Raw genomic sequence first — 21755 nt, 5'->3', positions numbered from 1 at the left:
TAAGACCCTCTCAGGGTCTTATCCCCCTATAAAACCAACTTCTCGCTCGGTTTAAGGCCCTCCGAGGGTCTTAACACCTCCTGTATAGCCCTTTTCCACCGCCATAACTGAATCAAAATGCAAAAATGCAGTTTGTCAGCCGTTTTTTCGACGATTTTGCGCATCAAAATGCAAATGTGCAGTTTGATTGGCGTGAAAGGCCGTTATATATCGAAATGGAGCGATTCCAAATGCACTTTTGCATTTTGAACGCTGTTTTGGGCATTTTGAGCCTCATCAACATGTACTTTTACATTTTGTTTCGCTGTGAGCACGAGAAGGCTAGATACTAGAGTAATTTGGTTAGATCCGGCCGATTTGAGCCGAGTAGGGCAAAGCCAGTTTCGTCTAGTCTGCTCTGTTTTGGTCTGGCTACTCTGGTTTGGTTTGGTCTGGTCTGGTCTGTCTACTCTGGTCTGGTCTGGTCTACTCTGCTCTGGTCTGGTCTGGTCTGGTCTGGTCTGGTCTGGTCTGGTCTGCTCCGCTCTGGCCTGCTCTGGTCTACTCTACTCTGCTCTGCTCTGCTCTAGCTCGGTTTAGCCAATCCAACACGATCCTCACGGACCAACCCGTCCAGGCCGGCCCAGTTTCAGTCCCGTCCAACCCCAACCCCGTCCTAGCCCATTTTTCTCAAACCCGTTGACATCGAATCCCATCGCCTGTATAGTTGATTACATGAGTAACCAACCACTCCACTAAAGGGTGGCTAGGAGGTGAGCAGCAAATTATGGTTCTTTCCATTGACGACAGCCGGCCGATATTTATGCAAATCGCCGAACAGATCGAGGATGACATTATAGAAGGCAGACTACCCGAGGAAGCGCAGGTACCCTCGAAGAACGAATTTGCAGCCTACCATCAGATCAACCCCGCTACAGCGGCTAAAGGCGTCAATCTCCTTGTAGATGAGGGCATTTTGTATAAGAAGAGAGGGATCGGAATGTTTGTAGCGACCGGGGCGAAAGCGAAGCTGATTAGCAAGCGGCAGGAATTGTTTTTCGAGCAGTATATCGTCACGATGATGCGGGAAGCGGAGAAGCTTGGCATTACGGCGGAGCAACTGATGAGCATGATTCAGAGAGGGGATGCGTCCAAATGACGAATGTAGTGGAAGTGAAGCAGCTGACGAAAACTTACGGCTCCGTTCAAGCGGTAAAAGGCGTCAGCTTCAGCCTCGAGCCGGACAAAATTTACGGCCTGCTGGGCCGGAACGGCGCAGGCAAAACGACGATCATGCATATGCTGACCGCACAATTATTTGCGACAAGCGGCGAAATGAAAATTTTCGGCGAGTCGCCCTATGAGAACAATAACGTCCTTACTCAAGTTTGCTTCATCAAAGAAAGCCTTAAGTACCCCGACAACTACAAAGTGATTGATGTCCTGGAGCTGTCGGAATCGCTCTTCCCGAACTGGGACCGGGAATACGCCTATTCGCTTCTCCAAGATTTTCAGCTGCCGCTTAAGCGCCGCATCAAGAAGCTGTCGCGCGGCATGCACTCCTCACTTGGCATTATTGTTGGGCTTGCCAGCCGGGCGCCGCTGACGATTTTTGACGAGCCTTATCTCGGTCTTGATGCTGTTGCCCGCTCGCTGTTCTACGATCGGCTGCTGGAGGATTATTCCGAAAATCCGCGAACAGTCATCCTTTCCACTCACTTGATTGATGAGGTAAGCCGTATGCTGGAGCATGTCATCGTCGTCGATAACGGCAGCATCATACTAAACGAAGATTCCGAGGAATTGCGAAGCGCCGCTTACTCTATCGCTGGTGCATCCAGCATCGTGGAACCATTCCTCACCGGCAAAAAGATTATCGCCAAGCAGCCGTTCGGCGCTTTGGTCAATGCCGCCGTTATGGGCAGATTGTCTGCCGAGGAACGCAAAAAAGCCGAGTCACTGGGCCTAGAGCTAGCGCCGGTGTCGTTGCAGCAGTTGATTATCCATCTGACGAACGGAAAATTGGATGCCAAGGAGGCTGACCGCTCATGAACCGCCTATCCAGTGTATTGAAAATGCATTTTAGAGACAAAGCGACGTGGTTTATCATTCCCTACGCTGTGCTTGCATCCAGCTTTCTAGTCAATCTCATCGTCGGCTACATCTCCCAAGAGGAAATTACAACGGGCGGTATCATGTCCATCTACGTCTACTTGTTCGTTATGGGCATCACTGTCCTGCCGCAAACCTTCAATTTCGCGCTCAGCTTCAGTGTCAGACGGCATGATTATTTTACAGGAACGGCTTTGTTCGCAGCAGCGAACAGTCTCTTCATCTCCGTCATCTTGCTCGTGCTCGGCGCTATCGAAAAAGCGACCGCAGGATGGGGTACTCATCTGCACTTCTTCAGCCTCCCCTATCTGAACGAGGGCTCGATTATCCAACAATTAATCGTCTACTTTATGATCATTATTACGCTGTTCTTCAGCGGGTTCACCATTGGCAGCATCTATCGCAAATTTAAAGGAATTGGCATGATCGTTATGGCCATCGTTGGCGTCGCAATTTCCACTGTACTCTCCTTTTTGATGACCCACTACAACTGGTGGAAATATATTTTCGCCTGGTTCTCCGATAAAACTGCACTGGATATAGCACTTTGGCTGATCCCGATTACGCTAATTTACGCCCTCGTATCCTACCTGCTCTTGCGCAGATCAACCGTATAACCTTATCTACCCGCGAAAAACCCTTTCCGCCACGAGCTGAGCCTCACTCATCTCTGGTACAGAAGGGTTTTTTTTGCATCCCATAACGGCCCTCCCGCACCCAACAACATGAGTACACCATTCGTTTTCTTATTTCGACTGGTCTATAATAAAGGGGTACAGCATGCGCCTACTACTACATACCCAGTGAAGGGAGAACGATATACGTTATGAAAGAAGAGATCATTAAAAGGCTCACGTCTTATGTTATTGTGGATACGCAATCCGATGCCGAGAGCGAGACATGTCCGACAACGCCGGGTCAGCTTGTGCTGGCCAACCAGCTGGTCGATGAACTGAAGGCTATCGGCATGGAGGATGTAACCATTGACGACAATGGATACGTGATGGCAACTCTGCCGTCCAACACAGACAAACAAGTGGCAACGATCGGCTTTCTGGCCCATGTCGATACAGCTACCGATTTCACCGGCACCAACGTCAAACCTCAAATCATCGACAACTACGACGGTAAGGATATCGTTCTGAACGAAGCGCTTGGCGTCACGCTTTCCACACGGGAATTTCCCGAGCTAAGCGGCTACAAAGGCCACACACTCATGACGACTGACGGTACAACGCTGCTTGGAGCCGACAACAAGGCCGGCATTGCCGAAATTATGACCGCAATGGCTTACTTGATCCAGCACCCGGAAATTAAGCACGGCAAAGTGCGCGTGGCTTTTACTCCGGACGAGGAGATCGGTCGAGGCCCGCACCGGTTCGACGTCGCCGCTTTCGGCGCCCGTTATGCCTATACGGTAGATGGCGGTCCGCTCGGCGAGCTGGAATACGAAAGCTTCAACGCCGCAGGCGTAAAAATAACGTGCAAAGGCACCAACGTTCATCCCGGCACCGCCAAGGGTAAAATGGTTAATTCCATCAAGATCGCGATGGAGCTGCAGCGCAGACTGCCAGCCGAAGAAACGCCGGAGCTTACGGAAGGCTACGAGGGCTTCTACCATCTGCTGTCGATGCAAGGCGATGTCGAGCTGACCAAGCTCAGCTATATCGTCCGCGATCATGACAAACAAAAGTTCGAAGCACGCAAAGCGTTCCTGTCCAGTGTAGTTGCCGATCTTCAAGCCATCTACGGTGCCAACAGCATCGTCTTGGAGATGAATGATCAATACTACAACATGCGCGATAAAATCGAGCCGGTTATCCATATCGTCGAACTGGCGCGTGAAGCGATGGAATCCCTCGGCATTAAGCCGATTATTAAGCCGATCCGCGGCGGTACAGACGGCTCACAATTGTCCTACATGGGCCTGCCTACTCCGAATATTTTCACAGGCGGGGAGAACTACCACGGCAAATACGAATACGTCTCGATCGACAACATGGAGAAGGCGGTTAACGTCATTATCGAGATCGTCAAACGTTTCGAGCAGCAAGAACAGCAATAATAGCAACAACGTTCACCCGCAACCCGCTAGGTTAAAATGGGCAAAAGAAGACGGCTCCCTCGCCATGAGGGAGCCGTCTTTTCGCTAGAAAAAGCGCCTTTTAACTGAGCTTTACCGCCCGCAAAATCAGCAGAACCGCTTCGGCACGGGTCGCCTTCGCTTGCGGCTCGAACCGGTTCCCGCCTCTTCCATCGACAATACCAAGTTGGTGAAGCGATTCAATGGAGCTTTTCGCCCATTTCGGAATCAAGCGATCGTCCGCAAAGCTCGTCGACGAATAGCTGCCGCCCGAAATGGTGAGCATACGGCTGATAATGACTGCAATTTCCGCACGCGTAATATTGGCATTCGGACGGAAGGTTCCGTCCTCATAGCCGGATACCAGCCCCAGGCGAACCGCTTTGGATACAGCTGCCTGCGCCCAAGAACCGATATCTGCTCCGTCACGGAAATACGGGGTCGGGCTGTCGCCTATCGGTCCTTGCGTATTCATCACCATGACGACAAATTCAGCCCGCGTAATGGAGGCATTCGGGCGGAAGCGTCCGTTAGGATCGCCTTGCACGATGCCCTTCTCAGCTGCTTCGCGAATGCCGACTGCCGCCCAATGCCCGGTGATATCCGTGAAGCTAACCGGCGGCTTAGGCGGTACATAATCGCGGGAGAATACCGCATAGATCGCTCCAGTCGTTACATTACGCACATCAACTTTGATCCGATTTCCGTCCGCCTTGCCCCCTAGCTCCGTCCACCGCTTGGCGACCGGATCATAGCTGAATATGCTGCCGACTTGATCGCTGCGCAGTAGTCCGCGGTCATAAGCGATGGACAACTGTACCGGCTCGGCGTAAGACGTCGCGTAGTCTGCGCCCCACTTGAAGAAACCGCTCAACACATTATAGCCTGCACCATCCATGCGATCCGGCTTGGAGGCTGTCTCCAGCTGGTAGCATAAATCCCGGCCAGCCGCACCCGACGGAATGTTCACGGAAACTTGATCCGATAGATTCAATACGGCTGATTTGCCTGCTACAACTGTTGTTCGTCTATTAATTGAACACCAGCTTTCCTCCGAATTCGAGCGGATATTAGTCACTTGAACCAAGGCAACCGAAGCATTGCCTGCTGTATCCTTGGCATAGACCGTATATAATCCGTTCGAATAGGCCAAGAAGCTGTTTGCGTTTTTAATATCCGTACCCTTGGATGTGAAATAAGCAGCATCACGCTGACCGCTGTCCCATTTCAGCTGTGAAAGTGCATTGCCTTCGCCCTGCAGTGTTACCGCAATATAGACTTGCACCGAGCCCGTTGTCGTCGTCTGTGGACTGATGGACGTCTGGATAACCGGCGCCACTTTAATAATATTGGTGACCGAAATGGTACTTACCGATTCATTGCCGTAGGAATCACGGGCATAAACGGTATACACACCGTTGGAGGTCGCCGCAAATTTGCCGCCATTGGCAATCGAGCTTCCCCTATTGTCGAAATAAGCAGCGTCACGCGTGCCATCCGCCCACTTCAACTGCGACAGCTTCGCACCAGACGCTTGCACCGTTGCTATAACGGTCACATCCACCGAGCCGTTGACCGGTGCTTGCGTGCTGAGAGCGGTCGAGATCAGCGGCTTGTTGCCAATTCCGATATTGCTTACTTCGATCGTTTTGACCGCGGCATTCCCGGCTTTGTCCAGAGCGTACACGGTGTAGACGCCGTTAGAGGTCACTGAAAACGAATTGCTATTCCGTATATCCGTACCCTGCGCGGCAAAATAATCGGTATTGCGGTTGCCCGAAGCCCATTTCAACTGGACGAGTGAATTGCCCGCGCCTTGCGCGCTGGCATTGACAGTTACCTTCACCTGACCGTTGGTTGGGGCCGTCGTATCCGGCGTTAATTGAATGACCGGCTGTCCCGTCCATATATTCGAGATCGCAATCGTCTTCACCGCTTCGTTTCCATACTTGTCGCGTACATAGAAGGAATACGTACCGTTTGCGGTAAAAGAAGTCTTGCTGCTTCCCGTTATATCCGTCCCGCTATTTGAGAAATAAGCGGGATCACGCTGACCTTCCGCCCATTTTATGGACGCAACGCCGTTGTTTTCCCCTTCCAGCTCGGTCTTCACCGTCACTTGAACCGGCTTCTGCGTCGGTTCCGTTATATCCGGAGTCAGCGTAAGCGACACCTTGCTCGCCCATACAAATTCATAAGCGCCGATATCGACCGTCCCGTTAACAATTCGCGCCCGCCCGCTTCTATCCGTCGTAATGGATGAAAGGTCCGGCGATGCGCCTGGCTGGAACACTGCGTTAGAGCCCTTATCGATAGCAGGAGATTCCTTCTTCGGCTGAAGATAACGGTCCTGATCAGTGAACAGCAGCGGATCCGCGTCGCTGTTGCCCGCGATGCTATTGCCCAGTGCCTCGTTCAGAATGCCGTCCGGCTTATCGTCCTGCACGATGCTGTAGGAGATATCGATCGTGCCGCCGTCCCGGTTCGTTATGCTGCGGAAGCTCTGGTCATTGTTGTTGCCCACGATGCTGTTGCGAAGCAGCGGCCTGCTCGTGCCAGCATTCAGAATGCCGCCGCCCCCATCGCTTGCTTCGTTACTGACAATCGTCACATTCGTCAGCACCGGACTGCTGCTTGCATTGAACAATCCGCCGCCGTCCGTGGCGCGATTCGCATAGAAGACTGCGTTTGTAATGACAGGGCTGCTGTTGTCCTGATTGTAAATGCCCCCGCCGCTGCGGGAAGCACGATTATCGGCGAACGTTACGTTTGTCAGCTTGGGACTGCTGTTATAGTTGGCGAGTCCGCCTCCGTTTACCGCTTCATTTTTCGTGAAAATAATATTGGACAGCGTAGGACTGCTGTTCTCGTTCAGTATGCCTGCTCCGGTATTGATCGTTTTATCCGATGCAAAACCGCCTGTAATCGTCACGCCGTCCAGTATGGCGGTCGCATTCAAATCATTGTTTTTGACGACCTGATAGACGTTGCCGTTTGCTTTGCGGTCCCGGTTAATATCGGCGCTAAGCACGGTTTCATTCGCCTTGAAGTCCCGGTTAGCCAGTGCGGCTTGAACGGAAGACACGTCTCCGATTTTCTCATTGCCCGCAAAACCTCCGCGAATTGCAACGCCGTTCTTCAGCTTGAAATGGCGCGTCCGGCGATCCCTGTCTTCCTGATGTTCACTTGGATAATAAGTACCCTTTGCCACCCAAATCTCTATCCCGCTGTTCTCCTCCGTATCCGATAATGCGTCCTCCAAATCCCGATAGGCGTTTTCCCAGCTCGTTCCGTTTTCTCTTCCTTTCGCGTTCGCGTTTACATATACGATGCCGCCCCCGGCATCCGCCGCCTCAACTGGCCCTCCAAACTCTGGCCATACGCCTAAGCCGACAATCAAAGTGAAAATAAGGCTCAGACAAACGAGTTTCTTCCTCAACTTCGCTCTACCTCCTTATCCTCTTTCCGGACATGCCCTATACGATTCGTAACATAGTCAGTCGTCTATGACCGTTTACCCGGTATAATTGATACGAATCGTATTTGGAAATTGTTGCGGCGTTTTGAAAATAAATATTGTGCAGTGGAAAGGACAAGCAGTTATCAGCGCTCTAAATTCATTTCATAATTTGTCGATTATTGGAATTAAATGAACGTAAAAAAAAAACGAGTCCCAGCCCGATCGCTAGAACTCGTTTCTATTACAGCTACAAGGGTCTTTCCACCGTGAAAATATCGCCGAGGCCGGCATAATCATGACCGGCAAGCCGGCTTACCGGCTGAAGCTTGCGAGGATCGATATGTCCATTCTCATCATACAATGAATCGGCGATATGATAGGCGACAACCCGCCCGATAAGCAGGTCGCAGGCTGGTCCGCCTTCCGCATCGCCACCAAGCTCCAATGCTTGCTCCAGCGTGCATTCCATCCGAATGCGGGCTTCAGCTACACCAGGTACTGCGATTCGCACGCTCACAACGGGAGTTAGCCCTGCCGCTTCCACTTCGCTCTCATCCGGCGGCAAGCTTGCCGCCGTTGCATTGAGTGGCTCCAGGAAGGATTCGTCGGCGATATGCACGACAAATTGTCCCTTCCCTATGGCGTTGCGCGCCGTGTCCTTTCTGTCTCCGTTCTTTCGTTGTACGGAAACGGAGATCAGCGGCGGGTTCGAGCTGACGATATTGAAAAAACTGAAGGGCGCCGCATTCAGAACTCCCTCTTCGGACAACGTTGTGACAAAAGCGATAGGCCGCGGGATAATGCTGCCAATCAACAGCTTATAGTTGTCACGGGAGCTTAAACCCGACGGATCGATCATCACCATAACGTTTCCCCCTTTAGCCGATCGTCTCCCGATACCAATTGGCGGCAGCCGCCACCTCTGTACCGGTCAACTGATGGCCAAAACGCTCCCAATGTACGTTAACCGAAGCCCCTGCCCCAGTTAATAAAGCAGAAAGCTCCTCCGTCTCCTGCGGCGAACAGATCGGGTCATTGCTGCCCGCTCCGATGAAGACAGGAATGCCCGTTAGATCCGGGAGTTCGATTCCGCGCAGCGGCACCATCGGATGATGCAAAATCGCTCCGCGCAGCGCATCTTTGTCATGGAACAACAGGCTTGCTGCAATGTTCGCGCCGTTCGAATAACCTGCTGCAATGAGATTAAGGCGGTCAAATCCATATTCCTCTGCGGCTTGATCCAGAAACTCGTTCAGTTCCTTCGTCCGGAAGATCAAATCCTCGATATCGAATACGCCTTCGGCCAACCGGCGGAAAAACCGCGGCATGCCATTTTCCAATACGTTGCCCCTTACGCTAAGCACTGAAGATGCAGGGGAAATCGCCACTGCCAACGGCAACAAATCACTTTCCGTCCCCCCGGTTCCATGGAGCAGCAGCAATACAGGAGCAGACGGGTCCTTGCCCTGCTTGAAAATATGCTTCATCGTCGCTGTCATTATTGATCCTCCTTCAATACACGAACTTCAATCGGCGGCAGCAGCTTCACAATCTGATCGCGGTGCTGCTCGTACCATTCCGGCAGCATTAATTTCTCGCCGAGGCTTTCTTGCTCCTCATCACGCGCAAAGCCCGGAGGATCGGTGGCGATCTCGAACAGAATGCCGCCCGCTTCACGGAAGTAAATTGCATTGAAATACTGACGATCTACGATCGGAGTCGGCTGATAGCCGCTAGTTTCTACCTGCGTTCTCCAGCCTTCATGCTCCTCAAAGTCTTTTGCACGCCATGCGATATGATGGACCGTTCCAGCGCCGCCTGCACCCGCTGCCATCGGCGTCACGTTCACATCAATAATATTGCCGATGTCGCCAAACGATTGGAACCGCGCGAAGCCGTTCTCTTCGCCGACTTTCGTCAGGCCCATTACATGCTCCAGCAAATGAGCGGTACGGCTAGGCGCCAAGCTGTATAATACAGCGCCGCCGAAGCCTTTGATCGCTTTCTCAGCCGGAACACCGCCATAGCCCCAAGTGCTTGCCGCGCCTTCTTGACGGGCAACCAGCTCCGCATGCATGCCATCCGGGTCATCAAACTGCAAATACGTCTCGCCGAATCTTATCGTTTCCGTCACTGCAATATTGAATTTCGCCAGTCTTTCCCGCCAAAAATCAAGTGAGTCAGCGGGGACAACGTAGGTTGTAATCCCGACTTGGCCAGCGCCGACACGTCCAAGACGCGAGCCTGCCGACGGGAAGAACGTAATAATCGTTCCCGGGCTTCCCTGCTCATCGCCGAAGTACAGATGATAGACTTCCGGCGCATCGAAGTTGATCGTTTTTTTAACTAAACGCAATCCCAGCAACCCTGCATAAAAGTCGACTGTCGCCTGCGCGTCCCGTACAAAAGCGGTAATGTGGTGAATGCCTGCCGTTCTTAGTTTCGTTTGTTCTGTCATTACGATCCACTCCCTTATGGTTGTCGTTCTATAATTGTTCCTTTGTTTACAGCTATCTATGATTCTATGATTCAGCGGGCGAACAGCTACTTATAGCTGCTCTCCGCGAAACGTCCAAGCTTCTTGAGCAGCGTACTCGCGGCCCGCTTCTCCTCTGCGGTCAGTCCGTCAACCGCACTGCGGATAACGTCTGCATGAGCAGGAAAAACTCCCTCGATAAACCGCGTACCTTCTTCCGTTATTTCCGCATACGTTAATCGGCGGTCCTCGGTCGATGCCTTGCGGCATACCAGCTTCTTCTTCTCCAGCTTATCGACCACATAAGTAATGTTCCCGCTGCTCATCAGCACCTTGCCCCCGATTTGCTGCAGCGGCTGCGGCCCCTTATGATACAGCAGCTCTAGTACGCCAAACTCCGTCCGATTCAAGCCATGCTTGCGAATGTCCCGGTCGGCATGCGCATTCACCCATTGGCTGGCCCGGGAGAGCGCAATGTACAGCTCCAGCGATTCATCTTTGTTTCGCGCCATAGCGATCGACCTCATCTCTCATGCCGAATTGTCTTAATTTTTATTATCTTAAATTAAAGATATATGATATTGAGATAAATGTCAACGATACGATTTTTACTTTTTTTATAACTGTCTCGCATACGAATCCGGTGACACCCCAACCAGCGCTTTGAACGCTTTTATAAAATGTGCCTGATCGAAAAAACCCAGCTCCGCCGCCAGCGACGACCAGTCAACCTCCTTGCCTCCGGCCGCAAGTTCCGCTGCTTCCAGCATGCGATAGCGCTGAATGACCCATTTCGGAGATACGCCAACATATTGGTTGAAAAGGCGCTGCAGCGTTCTTTTGCTCATACCGAGGCCATCCATAACATGCTCGACCTTGGTCATCTGACGCTCCGCAATGATTCGATCGATAATCGCGCAAATTGCTGCAATATTATCGTCTACGACAGGCAGCCGCTCCAGCAGGAAACGTTCAAACACACCGATTCTCCCGGCGTGATCGGGCTGAGAGAGCACCTCATGCTCAAGCTCTGCTGTCGAACAGCCGAATACATCCTCCAGACTTGCAGAGCTATCCGTCAGATCGCTGACGGGACGACCCCCATAGAACGGATAAAAGCCTCCCGGCAAAAAATGAACGCCCAGCACATGCCCGATCCCCTCCAGCATATGATACGACCTTTGACGCTCAACGCCGAAGATGCGGGTCTGGTCCTTCTCGAATACGAGATTGATGACCGGATTTTGCAGCACTTCCTGCTTGTATGGCGGCTCTCCCGTTAAATCCCATTCAATCATCCAGTAATGACGGATGAAAGGCCGTAATTCCACGCACGGCTCATATCTTGCGACTTGAAATTTACGAGTAGTCCGATATAGAATGCCTCTGCCTGCCAGATCCTTATGCACCTGCTGCTTCTGCGATTGATTGAATTGCTCCACCGATCCCACTCGCCCTTCTTCATATCTGTCGCGTTTTTACTATACCGCTGCCCGTCCATTTCTTACAGTTAGAATAGCAAGAACATCCCTTTCAGAAAAGAGGTCATCGCCATCAACCTTCAATTCACGATCTATATTGATGCTTCACCGGAAAAAGTATGGAGCCTGTTCACTACACCTGAGCATACTCGCAAGCTGTTCTACGACTGTGTCCTGCGTTCAACCTTCGAAGAAGGCGCGGCTCTCGAATATGTCGGGCCCGGCAATGACGGCCCGGAGACGGTTCATATTTACGGCAAGGTGCTCCACTGCGAGCCAGGCCGCCAGTTCAGTTATATCGAGCATCCCGGCGCCACCTATTACCCCAACCATGCCGAACTGAGCTGCCGGGTAACCTACACGCTGGAGCCTTTTGGCGAATGTACCAAGCTGACGCTGCTTAATGACGAATGGTCGGAGGGCCACCCCGGCTATCAGAAAACGGTAGATGTATGGCCTATGCTGCTGAGCGATATGAAAACCTACGCTGAGACGGGCAAAACGCTCAATTTAGGCTGGTAATGGGTCAACGAGAACGGAAGAGGAAGCAAAAAAGCCGCCAATAGGCGGCTTTCGATTTTACCGACTATAGACGTCAAATTATTGATCCGCTTGCTCTTCCCAGAAGAGGTCATTCAACGTCTTGGATAGACACCTGCAAATGGCTACGCAAAGACTTAAACTCGGATTATAATTGCCAGATTCAATCAAGCCGATTGTTTGCCGGGACACACCCACAAGCCGGGCAAGCTCATCCTGCGACAGCTCCTTTTCAACACGCGCCAGCTTTAATCTCATATTTTTCGAATTTTTCATAGGCTGGTTCCCTTTCCCGCTTGTCTCCTATTCCTCATCATCTTTAGGCCCCATGGATTGGCTCGCCTTTCTTGCTGCAGCATCCCCAAGCCACAGTATCATCAAAAACAAAGGAATATAAAAAATAATCGAAAACGCAAAAACCGTTAAAAAATACCATAAACGAGTGCTGTCATCTCCATATAAGACGGCGCTTCTCACTCCGAAGAATATCGCAATACCGAGGCCCAGCACAAGTCCGCTAATGATTTGCTTCTTGCTTCGGGACACCCGGCTCCTCCGATCCTGCAGCTCGGCCTCGGCCGCATATACGCCTTTAAAGATGGAACGAAGACCAATATAAAGGCTCGAAACCACTAGAATAATGAGTTCTGTAATGAATAACTTATAATCCGGCCCAAACCGTATGATTTTTACAATAGCCGATACATTACAAATGAGAACGACCAGCCAATAAGCTTCGGCATACATTTTATTCCGCACCTGGTCCAGTCTCTCATCCCCCGTAGATCTTCCCAACCATCCGAAATTCCTCATTTATCCATCACTCCTTTGTTATCTATAGTATGCTATAAATAACAAAATGTAAACTATATCTGTCTTTTTATTTATTATAAATGTCTTTTTTATTAATACACACGAAGAAACCGCCCCTTTCCAGGGACGGCTTCATCTATCTTATAAACTGTTATTGCGAGCCTTTTCCGCCTTTACCAGGGTTCGCTTGGCTTCCGCCTACACCGCTTTTACCTTGGTTGTTGGACGGGCTTTGATTACCCGATTGGCTGCCGCCTACACCACTCTTGCCTTGGTTGCCCAAATTGCCTTGATTGTTCGACTGGCTGCCGCCTACGCCGCTTTTACCTTGGTTGCCGGATTGGCTGCCGCCAACACCGCTTTTGCCTTGGTTGTTCGACTGGCTGCCGCCGATACCGCCTTTGCCTTGATTGTTCGACTGGCCGCCGCCAATGCTTCCGCCTTTACCTTGATTTTCCGTTTGACCGCCGCCAATGCCGCCGCCTTTACCTTGATTCTCAGTTTGGCCGCCGCCGATGCCCTTGCCTTCACCTTCACTGAATCCGCGGCCTTTGAATTGAATACCGCCTTTGCCGCCGCCAGCTCCGCCGCCTGCACCGCCACCAGCTCCGCCGCCTGCGCCACCACCAGCTCCGCCGCCTGCACCGCCACCAGCTCCGCCTCCTGCACCGCCTCCTGCACCGCCTCCAGCTCCGCCGCCTGCACCGCCACCAGCTCCGCCGCCTGCGCCACCACCAGCTCCGCCGCCTGCGCCACCACCAGCTCCGCCGCCTGCGCCACCACCAGCTCCGCCGCCTGCACCGGCACCAGCTCCGCCGCCTTTAGCTCCGGCTTTGCCGCCGCCCTTGCCTACGCCTTTACCTTTGCCCGTACCTTGGCTTTTCACAGCCGAAGGGAATTTGGTTTTACCATACGAGTAAGTAATAGCCTGGAAGGTTTTATTATCCACTGAACCGGTTACCTTAAGGCCGTGTGTTTTTTGATAATGCTTAACGCCCTTCACAGTGAGGGCATCGTATTTTCCATTAATTGGTCCAGAATAGCTGCCTACCGATTTCAACATGCCTTGGATGACATAGACATCCGGTCCTTTAGCGCCTTTACCTACTGCCAAAGTTGTATGCGGCATGCTTACTGCTAAAGTCAGCGCCAGTAACAACGCCCCGATTACCTTGCCCATTGTCCGGCGAGGCTTTTTATTTTTCTCTCGGGAGAGAATGCTCCAATCCCATTTCATGCAAACAGACACCATCCTTCTCTGAGTTGATAATTCTTTTACAACAATGCTTACTATTTCCCATCTTCCCATTTTCATTACGGATTTCTGCTGCGATTTTAAAAAAACTAATTCACGCCATCCATTACACGCAAAAAAGCCGCCCGAAGGCGGCTTACATCAAGTAAAGCAAAAGGAAATCTGCACGCGGGCAAACAGGCGCTTAATCTCCTATACAATTCAATGACATCCCGTGTATATACGATATCAAAATGATTCACACCTTGTTTTCTGCCCCGTGTCCGACAAAAATAGCATTCAAAATGTAAAAGTACATTTTGACAAGCCCCATATAGCCCCATAATGGCCCTCAAAATGCAAAAATACATTTTGAATCACTCGATTTGGGCCAATTAGCTCATTTTAACCCAATCAAACTGCATATTTGCATTTTGATGCGATAAATGGCCGATATAATGACTCACAACATGTATTTTTACATTTTGATTTGTTGCAACGTATGAAAAACCGGACTCCTAGCGGAATAAGTGATTACAAAATGACAACCTCCATCATTAGTTTGTCATGCCCCTGCCGAACTGGAAACCTGCTGCGAGTGTACCCAGCAAAAAAAAGCTGTCGAGACTCTTCTCGACAGCCCTAACACCACCTCAGGGCCGCGGCGCGACTCCACTCCATCATCTATAAAAGCTTTGCTTTTCTCCGGCCTCTGGCGTTCGCGCCGACAACCCCGCCAAGAATAAGAGCAGCTCCGGCAACATGATACCAAGCCAGCACCTCCCCCAGTATAATGACGCCCGCTCCAATTGTCACGACAACGGATAAATTGACAAACACGCTCATTTGCGAAGCCTGAATCCGGCTAAGCGCATAGTTCGTCAAATAGGAGGTGAGAAGCGACGACATCAATCCCAGATACAAGATGGATACAACAAAACGCGGCTCGACGAAAGGTTGAAAATACGTCATCAGCGTTCCTGCCGACACATGCTGCGAAACGGCAATTGCGTTAAATACGATAAAGCCAACGCCCATCATCATATACGTCATCTCGGCGACACTATGCGTCTGCGTCAGCCTCCTTGCCATCACGTTATAGGCCGCAGAAGAAAAGGCCGAAATCAACATCAGACAATAGCCCGCCATTCGCCAGCCATCGCTGCCTGTCTCCCCGCCTGACATGAACACAATAAAGGCGACGCCTCCGACCGACAGCAGAATAAATAGCTTTTGCCAGCCCGTAGAGTGCTCCCGGATAAAAACGGCGGCAAGCACCATCGTCAGAATGGGAATCGCAGCTTGAATAATACCAGCTTCCGAAGAAGAAATGTAGAAGAGTCCAAACGACTGAAACATAAAAAAGAGTGAAGGATAAAATACCGCAATCGGCAGCAGCCTCAGGACGCCAGCCCATGTAAACCGGGCTCGCCCCCGGCCCGCCATCAATAACACATTCGCTGCTGCAAAAGAAACTGTAAATCGATGCGCCAGCAAGTCAACGGGACCAGCGGAGCGCAGAGCGAATTTGACAAAAACGAACGAAAAGCCAATGATGACCGCGTATGCCAACGCGGCACCATAGGCTTTTCCAAGCGAAGATGATCCCTTATCCATCACTTTAGCTAACCCCGATAGCTGTCACGCCATTGCAGCAGACGTGATTCCAACAGGCGAACGAGCGAGTCAGTCAATTTGCCGACGACGGCAAAAATGACAATACCGACGAACACGACACCCGTACGCATGTAGGAGCGAGCATCTTGGATCAAGTAGCCGATCCCTTGATCAGCGCCCATCAATTCCGCGACGACCAGACACAGCCATGCCGTGCTGAGCGACAGCCGCACACCAAGCAAGATATTCGGCATTGCCGCAGGCAGAACCACCTTCGTCAACTGGTGAAAGCGGCTGAATTCCAGCACCCGCGCCACGTCGAACAGCTTCGAATCCACGTTGCGGACGCCCAGAAAGGCATTCACATACAGCGGGAAGAAGGCGCCCATGGCGATGAGCAAGATTTTGGACAGCTCGCCGAAGCCGAACCAAAGGATGAACAGCGGCGTGATAGCCAGCAAAGGCACGGTACGCAGCATTTGGATCGTCGGATCAAGCACTTGCTCCGCACGTTTGTACAGGCCTGATCCCAGACCGATCAGCAAACCCAGTCCTCCGCCCACGAAGAACCCGATCATCGCGCGCAGCACGCTGATTCCAAGGTGATGCGGAAGCTCCCCGGACATCAGCATGTCGTAGAAATCTCGGAAGATCGAGGTTGGCGGCGGGAACAGCTGGCGGGAGACGAGTCCGTTCACTACGGCCAGTTGCCATACGACCAATACAGCGACAGGGATTAATGCGCCTAGCAAAAAGCGTTTCGTTCTTTCTTTTCCAGTCATACGGATAGACGACCTTTCCTCGTAATGTCATTAAATCTCATAGCTGACGTCCTCGGCTTCCACATGATTGAGCGCACCAAGCACTTGCGTGCGAAGCTGCTGAAACGGTACGCCCACCCGATTGCGCGGATAAGTCAGATCGACCGGAATAACCGCCTTGATTCGGCCAGGACGGGCATCCATAACGACTATGCGATTGGACAAAAAGATCGCCTCGTCGATGTCATGCGTAACGAGAAGCATCGACGTCTGGTTTTGCCGCCAAATATCGAGCAGCGACTCCTGCATATGATTGCGGGTAAAAGCGTCGAGCGCACCAAAAGGCTCGTCCAGCAGCAGCACTTGAGGACTGCGAAGAAGCGCTCGGGCAATGGCCACGCGCTGTGACATGCCGCCCGAAAGCTGCTTCGGATAAGCCTTCTCAAATCCCTTCAGCCGGACGAGCTCTATCATCTCGTCGACCTTATGGCGCACCTCATCGTTTTTCAACGACAAGTCCGCAGCAATATTTTTCTCCACTGTAGCCCATGGAAACAGCCGATGCTCTTGAAAAATAAAACCCTTCTCCTTGCTCGGACCCTTCACGTCGGCGCCATTCAACTGCACTTGCCCCTCGTAGTCGATATCCAGGCCGGCCGCGATTTTAAGCAGCGTGCTTTTACCGCAGCCGCTAGGGCCGATAATCGACACAAACTCTTGTTTTTTCAAGCTCAGATGGATGTCGTCCAGCACATGCGTAGACGTATCCGCCGTACGAAACGTTTTATTCAAATGACTAATTTCCAGTGCCGTTGCAGTCATGTTAAGCCCCCCTGCCATGATGTAAAGTATCGTCCAGATGAATTTAGGGAGAATATTAGCAGACGGCCAAAACGATTGTCAATATGCCTTTTGCTGGGCGGCCTTCCGCAAGGCAGCTTACTTGAAGCTATTGTATTCGCGGATCAAATAGTTCAAAAACTCCTTCTGAGCGATCGAAAAATGCTTCTTCGCCAGCCGTGCCCAGCCGAGCGAAATTGTAGACGGCTCATGGCTGACTAGCGGAATCATGACGATATCCCCGTTCAGCACAAGCGGGTCGTGCATCATCGCATACTCGATAAAGAGCCCGACTGCCGCCCCTTCTGCAATCGTCCGTTTCAGCAGCTCGATGTTGTTTGACGTGAACAAAAGATTGACCTGACCGTACTTATCCATGAAGTCGCCTAGATACCAGTTGGAGAATACGCCATCGATATTAACGAACGGCTGCGCCAGCAAATCCTGCGGCGTAACGCTTTTGTTCATCACCAGACTGGAACGCCGTCCTACGCACACAACCATCCGCGATACATGCAGCGTCTTCATCTGCAGATCCTTCACGTCTTCCGGCTTATGGTTGTCGAGATAGATCAGTCCGAGATCCGTCCGGTCCTCCTTCAAGTCCTGAATGACCTCCTCGGTGCTCTTCGACGTAATCTCCAATTTGACGTTGGGATGGTCCCGCTTGAAGGCGATGATCGCTTTAGTCAACACGGCCATAAAATTCGGACCAACCGAGAAACGCACCTCTCCCTCGGTCAATGAGCTTTTCACAAGCGACTGCTCGCGGATTTCCTCCATCCGGGCCAGAATCTCGAACACCTTCTCGATAATGATTTTTCCCCGGTCAGTCGGTACCGTGCCGAGCCGCGAACGTTTGAAAATCGTAATGCCCAGCTCCTGCTCCAGCTTCGACAGTGACTTGCTAATGCCGGCTTGACTGACGTGAAGCTGCTCGGCGGCAATCGTAATAGATCCGGTACGAGCGATTGCGGCGATATATTCGAATTGCTCAAGGTTCATATGAACACCCCTGACACATAACCTGGAGTTATGATAATATATTTCATAGTTATTTTACTAGATTAATCGGAAATAATACAATACAGATATCCGACCGGAACGATTGGATACTAAAACAACAGCACAAGGATGCAGACAGGGGTTGTAAGCAATGCATAACAAGACCATCAAACGCTCACCGGCATGGAAGTCCGGCTTGATCGTTCTCTCCGTAATTATCGGATTATTAAGTTTATCCGCTTGCTCCAGCAAATCGGCGGCAGACGAGAAGGTAACGGTGAACATCGCCATCAATGGCGGGCTCAACCTGCTTACCATCGCCAAAAACAAAGGATTCTTCGAGGAAGCCTTTAGCAAAGTAAACGCCGAGGTCAAATGGAATGAATTTCAAAGCTCGGTACCGCTGCTTGAAGGCGTCGTCTCCAACCGTGTCGACTTCTCCTTCATCGGCGACGGCACCGTTGTAACCGGCAAAGCGGCCGACAGCCCGTTCACGGTCATCTCCGTAACCGGCGTTGAAGGCAATCAGAACAGCGTAATCGTTAAACCGGACAGCCCGATCAAGTCGATCGCTGATCTGAAAGGCAAAACAATTGCGGTAGCGAAAGGCTCCTCCGGCCATATTTTCCTCGTGAAAGCCTTGGAGAAAAACAGCCTGTCTGAGGACGACGTGAAGCTCGTTCAGCTTCAGCCCGACGAAGCGAATCCCGCTTTCCAATCTGGCAACGTAGACGCTTGGGCGATTTGGGATCCGTTCGTTACGATGGAAACACAAGGCGGACGTGCCCGCATTCTGGAGAGCGTTAAGACGATGGGCTTCATCGCTCCGGCTGTCATGATTGGCCGCGACAAGTTTCTGAAGGATCACCCGGATCTGACGGCATTGTACCTGAAAGTTTATCAGCAAACGGTTGAATGGGTAGCCGGTCATATGGATGAAGCCGTTACGATTCTGGCAACGGAGAAAAAGATGGACCCTGAGCTCGTCCGGACGCTGCTTGAGAACACGCATTATATCAACGAGCCGGTATCGCCTGAGATCGAAGGCGCGATGCAATCGACAGCCGATATTCTCGAAGCGACAGGTACAGTGAAGACGAAGGTCGACATCAGCAAAGTATATGACAACTCCTTTATTACCGAAGCATTGAAATAATATTCGAACGTTACAGAAGGCATCGTTGTGGCTTGACCGCCTCGATGCCTTTTTGATTCCCTTATCCTAATTCCATCATTCAGGAGGCTGCTATTATGAGCACAGCAACAAGAGAAACATCCATTCAAAACTATTTGCACACGACGGACAAAATCCGGGACAAGGTTCAAGGACTGTCCGAAGAGCTGCTGCTTTGGCAGCCCGGCCCAGGCAAATGGAGCATCAACGAAATCGTCGGTCATCTGCTCGACTCCAATATCGTCAATTCCTACCGGATTCGTAAAATCATCTCTGAGCCCGTAACGCCAATCGTTACCTTCGCGCATGAAAGCTGGGTATCGCAGCAGCAATTCAACGATACGAGCGTTGACGAAATGCTGACCGCGTATGAAGCACTAGCTGTTTATAACGGGATTTTGCTCAAGAAGCTCAATGAGGAGCAGTGGCTCCGTTACGGCTTGAAAGGCGAGGAGAAAATTTCGATCGCCCATATCATCGACAGCTTTATTTGCAATCATGTGGAGAAGCATATGGGACAAATCGAACGGAACCTCGCGGCATGGGGCAACCGCAACTAAGAGGAGGGATGATCATGCTGTTAGAGCAATGGCTGGAGCTGGCTGAAGCCCAGCATCCGCAAGTTATCGCATGGAGACGTTATTTGCATCAGCATCCTGAGCTGAGCTTCAAAGAAGCAAGCACTGCTCTATATATAGAAGAAACGCTTCGTTCCTTCGGCAAGCTGACGGTCAGCAGGCCGACACCAACAAGCGTTATGGCGAGATTGACCGGCAAACGGCCAGGCGTTGTGCTGGCCATTCGCGCCGACATCGACGCTCTCCCGATTCAAGAAGAAACGGACCTTCCATTCGCTTCGAACGCAGATGGCGTTATGCATGCCTGCGGCCACGATGGCCACACCGCCATCGCCTTGGGCGTAGCCAAGCTGCTGACGGATCATCTGGCGCTGGATGAGCTGGAAGGCGAAGTACGGTTTATTTTCCAGCATGCGGAGGAGCTTCCTCCCGGCGGTGCAGAAGATATGATTGCGGCTGGCGTATTGGATGGCGTCGATTACGTCATTGGCGCCCATCTGCAATCGCCGGTAGAGGTAGGCAAGGTTGGTGTGGTTGCCGGCCCAATGCTCGCGTCGCCCGACAATTTCACGATTACGATTAAAGGCAAAGGCGGTCATGCCGCCGAGCCGCACCGGACCGTCGATTCTATTGCGATCGGGGCGCAGGTTGTAACCAATCTGCAGCACTTGGCTTCCCGCCATTTCAGCCCCGTCGATCCGCTTGTCGTCTCCGTCACGAAATTTGCCGGGGGCCAGTCGCATAACGTCATTCCCGGCAGCGCAGAGCTGTGCGGAACGGTCCGCTGTATCGACCCTGAACTGCGCGAGGAAGTACCGCGCCGGATGGAGCAAATCGTCCGCGGCATTACGGAGGCGCATGGCGCCGAATATGAGCTGCAGTATACGTATGGCTATCGCCCCCTGATTAACAACAAGGAAGTAACAGCGATCGTCGCCGAATCAGCTGCGGAGGTGCTTGGCGAAGACGCATTGTATACAATTAAGCCAAGCATGGCTGCCGATGATATGTCCGCTTATATCCACCGTGTGCCGGGCACTTACTTCAATATCGGCGCGGGCAATAAAGCAGCCGGCATCGTCTATCCGCATCATCATTCGCGGTTTACGATCGATGAGGACTCGATGCGTATTGGCGTCAAAGTCTTTATCGCCTCTGCCTTGAGATTAATGAAGCTGCGGTAGACCTGCTGCTGCATGTAACGAAAAAAAGAAGACCTTCCTGTGCCTAAGGCGCGAGAAAGGTCTTCTTTTCTTATTAATCAATATAACCGGCAAGTCCTTTGTCCATGAAATAGTCCATTTCTGCATCGAGAATAGACTCCACTTTCAACTCGTCCAGCTTCACGTCAGGACGGCCTACGATGTAATCGACGAGCTCGTCGCTGTCAATCTCCACTTCTCCGCTGGCGTTCGTTTTGGCACCGTCCATAAATTTCTGCTCATGCTTCAGTACGAGCTGAATGCTTTTCACATCCAATTTCGTCTGCTCTGCAATGTATTGAATCAGCTCTTGCTCGTTTACTTGTTCGTTCCCTTGCTCTGTCATCACTTTCGTCTCCATTTCCTGTCTAAATTGCATTCCGCAGCAGGTTAAGCTTCA

General features: G+C 51.6%; 22 protein-coding genes. 8 read left to right on the top strand and 14 right to left on the bottom strand.

Annotated elements, in window-relative coordinates; translation table 11 throughout:
* Positions 1-766 precede the first annotated feature (766 nt).
* The 4 genes from IEX98_RS15700 to pepT all read left to right on the top strand — a co-directional run bounded on the left by IEX98_RS15700 (position 767) and on the right by pepT (position 4156).
* Positions 767-1138 (top strand): GntR family transcriptional regulator, encoded by a 372-nt coding sequence (locus IEX98_RS15700; RefSeq protein WP_188890143.1) that lies wholly within the window; start codon positions 767-769, stop codon positions 1136-1138.
* Complete coding sequence (locus IEX98_RS15695; protein ID WP_188890142.1) at positions 1135-2031, top strand: ABC transporter ATP-binding protein; 897 nt, start codon at positions 1135-1137, stop codon at positions 2029-2031. Before IEX98_RS15700 ends, IEX98_RS15695 begins: the two co-directional genes overlap by 4 nt.
* A complete protein-coding gene (locus tag IEX98_RS15690) occupies positions 2028-2708 on the top strand; it encodes a hypothetical protein (RefSeq protein ID WP_188890141.1) in 681 nt (226 codons plus the stop codon). The genes IEX98_RS15695 and IEX98_RS15690 overlap by 4 nt, the downstream gene beginning before the upstream one ends.
* A 209-nt stretch (positions 2709-2917) precedes the next feature.
* Positions 2918-4156, top strand: coding sequence for a peptidase T (gene pepT, locus IEX98_RS15685; RefSeq protein WP_188890140.1), 1239 nt, complete (start codon positions 2918-2920; stop codon positions 4154-4156).
* Between the two features lie 100 nt (positions 4157-4256).
* On the opposite strand, the gene IEX98_RS15680 is transcribed toward pepT, so the two are convergent.
* From IEX98_RS15680 to IEX98_RS15655, 6 genes are all read right to left on the bottom strand, one after another.
* On the bottom strand, positions 4257-7613 hold the full coding sequence (locus tag IEX98_RS15680) for an S-layer homology domain-containing protein (RefSeq protein ID WP_188890139.1): 3357 nt from the start codon (positions 7611-7613) through the stop codon (positions 4257-4259).
* 268 nt (positions 7614-7881) lie between these two features.
* The gene (locus tag IEX98_RS15675; RefSeq protein WP_188890138.1) at positions 7882-8499 is read right to left on the bottom strand and encodes a flavin reductase family protein; all 618 of its coding nucleotides are present in this window, start codon (positions 8497-8499) and stop codon (positions 7882-7884) included.
* 13 nt (positions 8500-8512) lie between these two features.
* Entirely contained in the window at positions 8513-9121 is a 609-nt protein-coding gene (locus tag IEX98_RS15670; protein WP_188890281.1) for an alpha/beta hydrolase, read from the bottom strand.
* 11 nt (positions 9122-9132) lie between these two features.
* A complete protein-coding gene (locus IEX98_RS15665; protein WP_188890137.1) occupies positions 9133-10092 on the bottom strand; it encodes a ring-cleaving dioxygenase in 960 nt (319 codons plus the stop codon).
* 86 nt (positions 10093-10178) lie between these two features.
* Complete coding sequence (locus IEX98_RS15660; RefSeq protein ID WP_188890136.1) at positions 10179-10622, bottom strand: MarR family winged helix-turn-helix transcriptional regulator; 444 nt, start codon at positions 10620-10622, stop codon at positions 10179-10181.
* A gap of 105 nt (positions 10623-10727) precedes the next feature.
* Entirely contained in the window at positions 10728-11552 is an 825-nt protein-coding gene (locus IEX98_RS15655) for a helix-turn-helix domain-containing protein (RefSeq protein ID WP_229692207.1), read from the bottom strand.
* 84 nt (positions 11553-11636) lie between these two features.
* Between IEX98_RS15655 and IEX98_RS15650 the strand changes: the two genes are divergently transcribed.
* A complete protein-coding gene (locus IEX98_RS15650; protein ID WP_308421802.1) occupies positions 11637-12113 on the top strand; it encodes an SRPBCC domain-containing protein in 477 nt (158 codons plus the stop codon).
* Positions 12114-12191: 78 nt separating this feature from the next.
* Here the strand turns inward: IEX98_RS15650 and IEX98_RS15645 are convergent, their stop codons facing one another.
* The 7 genes from IEX98_RS15645 to IEX98_RS15615 form a co-directional block, all read right to left on the bottom strand.
* Positions 12192-12407 carry a helix-turn-helix transcriptional regulator gene (locus IEX98_RS15645; protein WP_042169182.1) on the bottom strand — a complete coding sequence of 72 codons (216 nt, stop codon included), beginning with the start codon at positions 12405-12407 and terminating at the stop codon, positions 12192-12194.
* 27 nt (positions 12408-12434) lie between these two features.
* A complete protein-coding gene (locus IEX98_RS15640) occupies positions 12435-12944 on the bottom strand; it encodes a DUF6773 family protein (protein WP_188890135.1) in 510 nt (169 codons plus the stop codon).
* Between the two features lie 151 nt (positions 12945-13095).
* Entirely contained in the window at positions 13096-14181 is a 1086-nt protein-coding gene (locus IEX98_RS29365; RefSeq protein WP_188890134.1) for a peptidoglycan-binding domain-containing protein, read from the bottom strand.
* 681 nt (positions 14182-14862) lie between these two features.
* Positions 14863-15795, bottom strand: coding sequence for a DMT family transporter (locus IEX98_RS15630; protein ID WP_188890133.1), 933 nt, complete (start codon positions 15793-15795; stop codon positions 14863-14865).
* An 8-nt stretch (positions 15796-15803) separates the two neighbouring features.
* Positions 15804-16577 carry an ABC transporter permease gene (locus IEX98_RS15625; protein ID WP_188890132.1) on the bottom strand — a complete coding sequence of 258 codons (774 nt, stop codon included), beginning with the start codon at positions 16575-16577 and terminating at the stop codon, positions 15804-15806.
* Positions 16578-16607: 30 nt separating this feature from the next.
* Positions 16608-17378 carry an ABC transporter ATP-binding protein gene (locus tag IEX98_RS15620; RefSeq protein ID WP_188890131.1) on the bottom strand — a complete coding sequence of 257 codons (771 nt, stop codon included), beginning with the start codon at positions 17376-17378 and terminating at the stop codon, positions 16608-16610.
* A 117-nt stretch (positions 17379-17495) separates the two neighbouring features.
* On the bottom strand, positions 17496-18401 hold the full coding sequence (locus IEX98_RS15615; RefSeq protein WP_188890130.1) for a LysR family transcriptional regulator: 906 nt from the start codon (positions 18399-18401) through the stop codon (positions 17496-17498).
* A gap of 151 nt (positions 18402-18552) precedes the next feature.
* Here IEX98_RS15615 and IEX98_RS15610 point away from each other — a divergent pair, with 151 nt between their 5' ends.
* The 3 genes from IEX98_RS15610 to IEX98_RS15600 all read left to right on the top strand — a co-directional run bounded on the left by IEX98_RS15610 (position 18553) and on the right by IEX98_RS15600 (position 21337).
* Positions 18553-19557: an ABC transporter substrate-binding protein gene (locus IEX98_RS15610; protein ID WP_188890129.1), complete on the top strand. Its 1005-nt coding sequence runs from the start codon at positions 18553-18555 to the stop codon at positions 19555-19557.
* Between the two features lie 95 nt (positions 19558-19652).
* Positions 19653-20135, top strand: a complete 483-nt coding sequence (locus IEX98_RS15605) for a DinB family protein (RefSeq protein WP_188890128.1) — start codon at positions 19653-19655, stop codon at positions 20133-20135.
* A gap of 14 nt (positions 20136-20149) precedes the next feature.
* Positions 20150-21337: an amidohydrolase gene (locus IEX98_RS15600; RefSeq protein ID WP_188890127.1), complete on the top strand. Its 1188-nt coding sequence runs from the start codon at positions 20150-20152 to the stop codon at positions 21335-21337.
* 73 nt (positions 21338-21410) lie between these two features.
* On the opposite strand, the gene IEX98_RS15595 is transcribed toward IEX98_RS15600, so the two are convergent.
* Positions 21411-21701 (bottom strand): hypothetical protein, encoded by a 291-nt coding sequence (locus IEX98_RS15595; protein WP_188890126.1) that lies wholly within the window; start codon positions 21699-21701, stop codon positions 21411-21413.
* Positions 21702-21755 lie beyond the last annotated feature (54 nt).

Source organism: Paenibacillus radicis (ex Gao et al. 2016) (assembly GCF_014641555.1).
Classification (GTDB): Bacteria; Bacillota; Bacilli; order Paenibacillales; family Paenibacillaceae; genus Pristimantibacillus; species Pristimantibacillus radicis.
The sequence above is the reverse complement of the archived record's forward strand: the minus strand, read 5'-3'. Positions and strand labels throughout refer to the sequence as shown.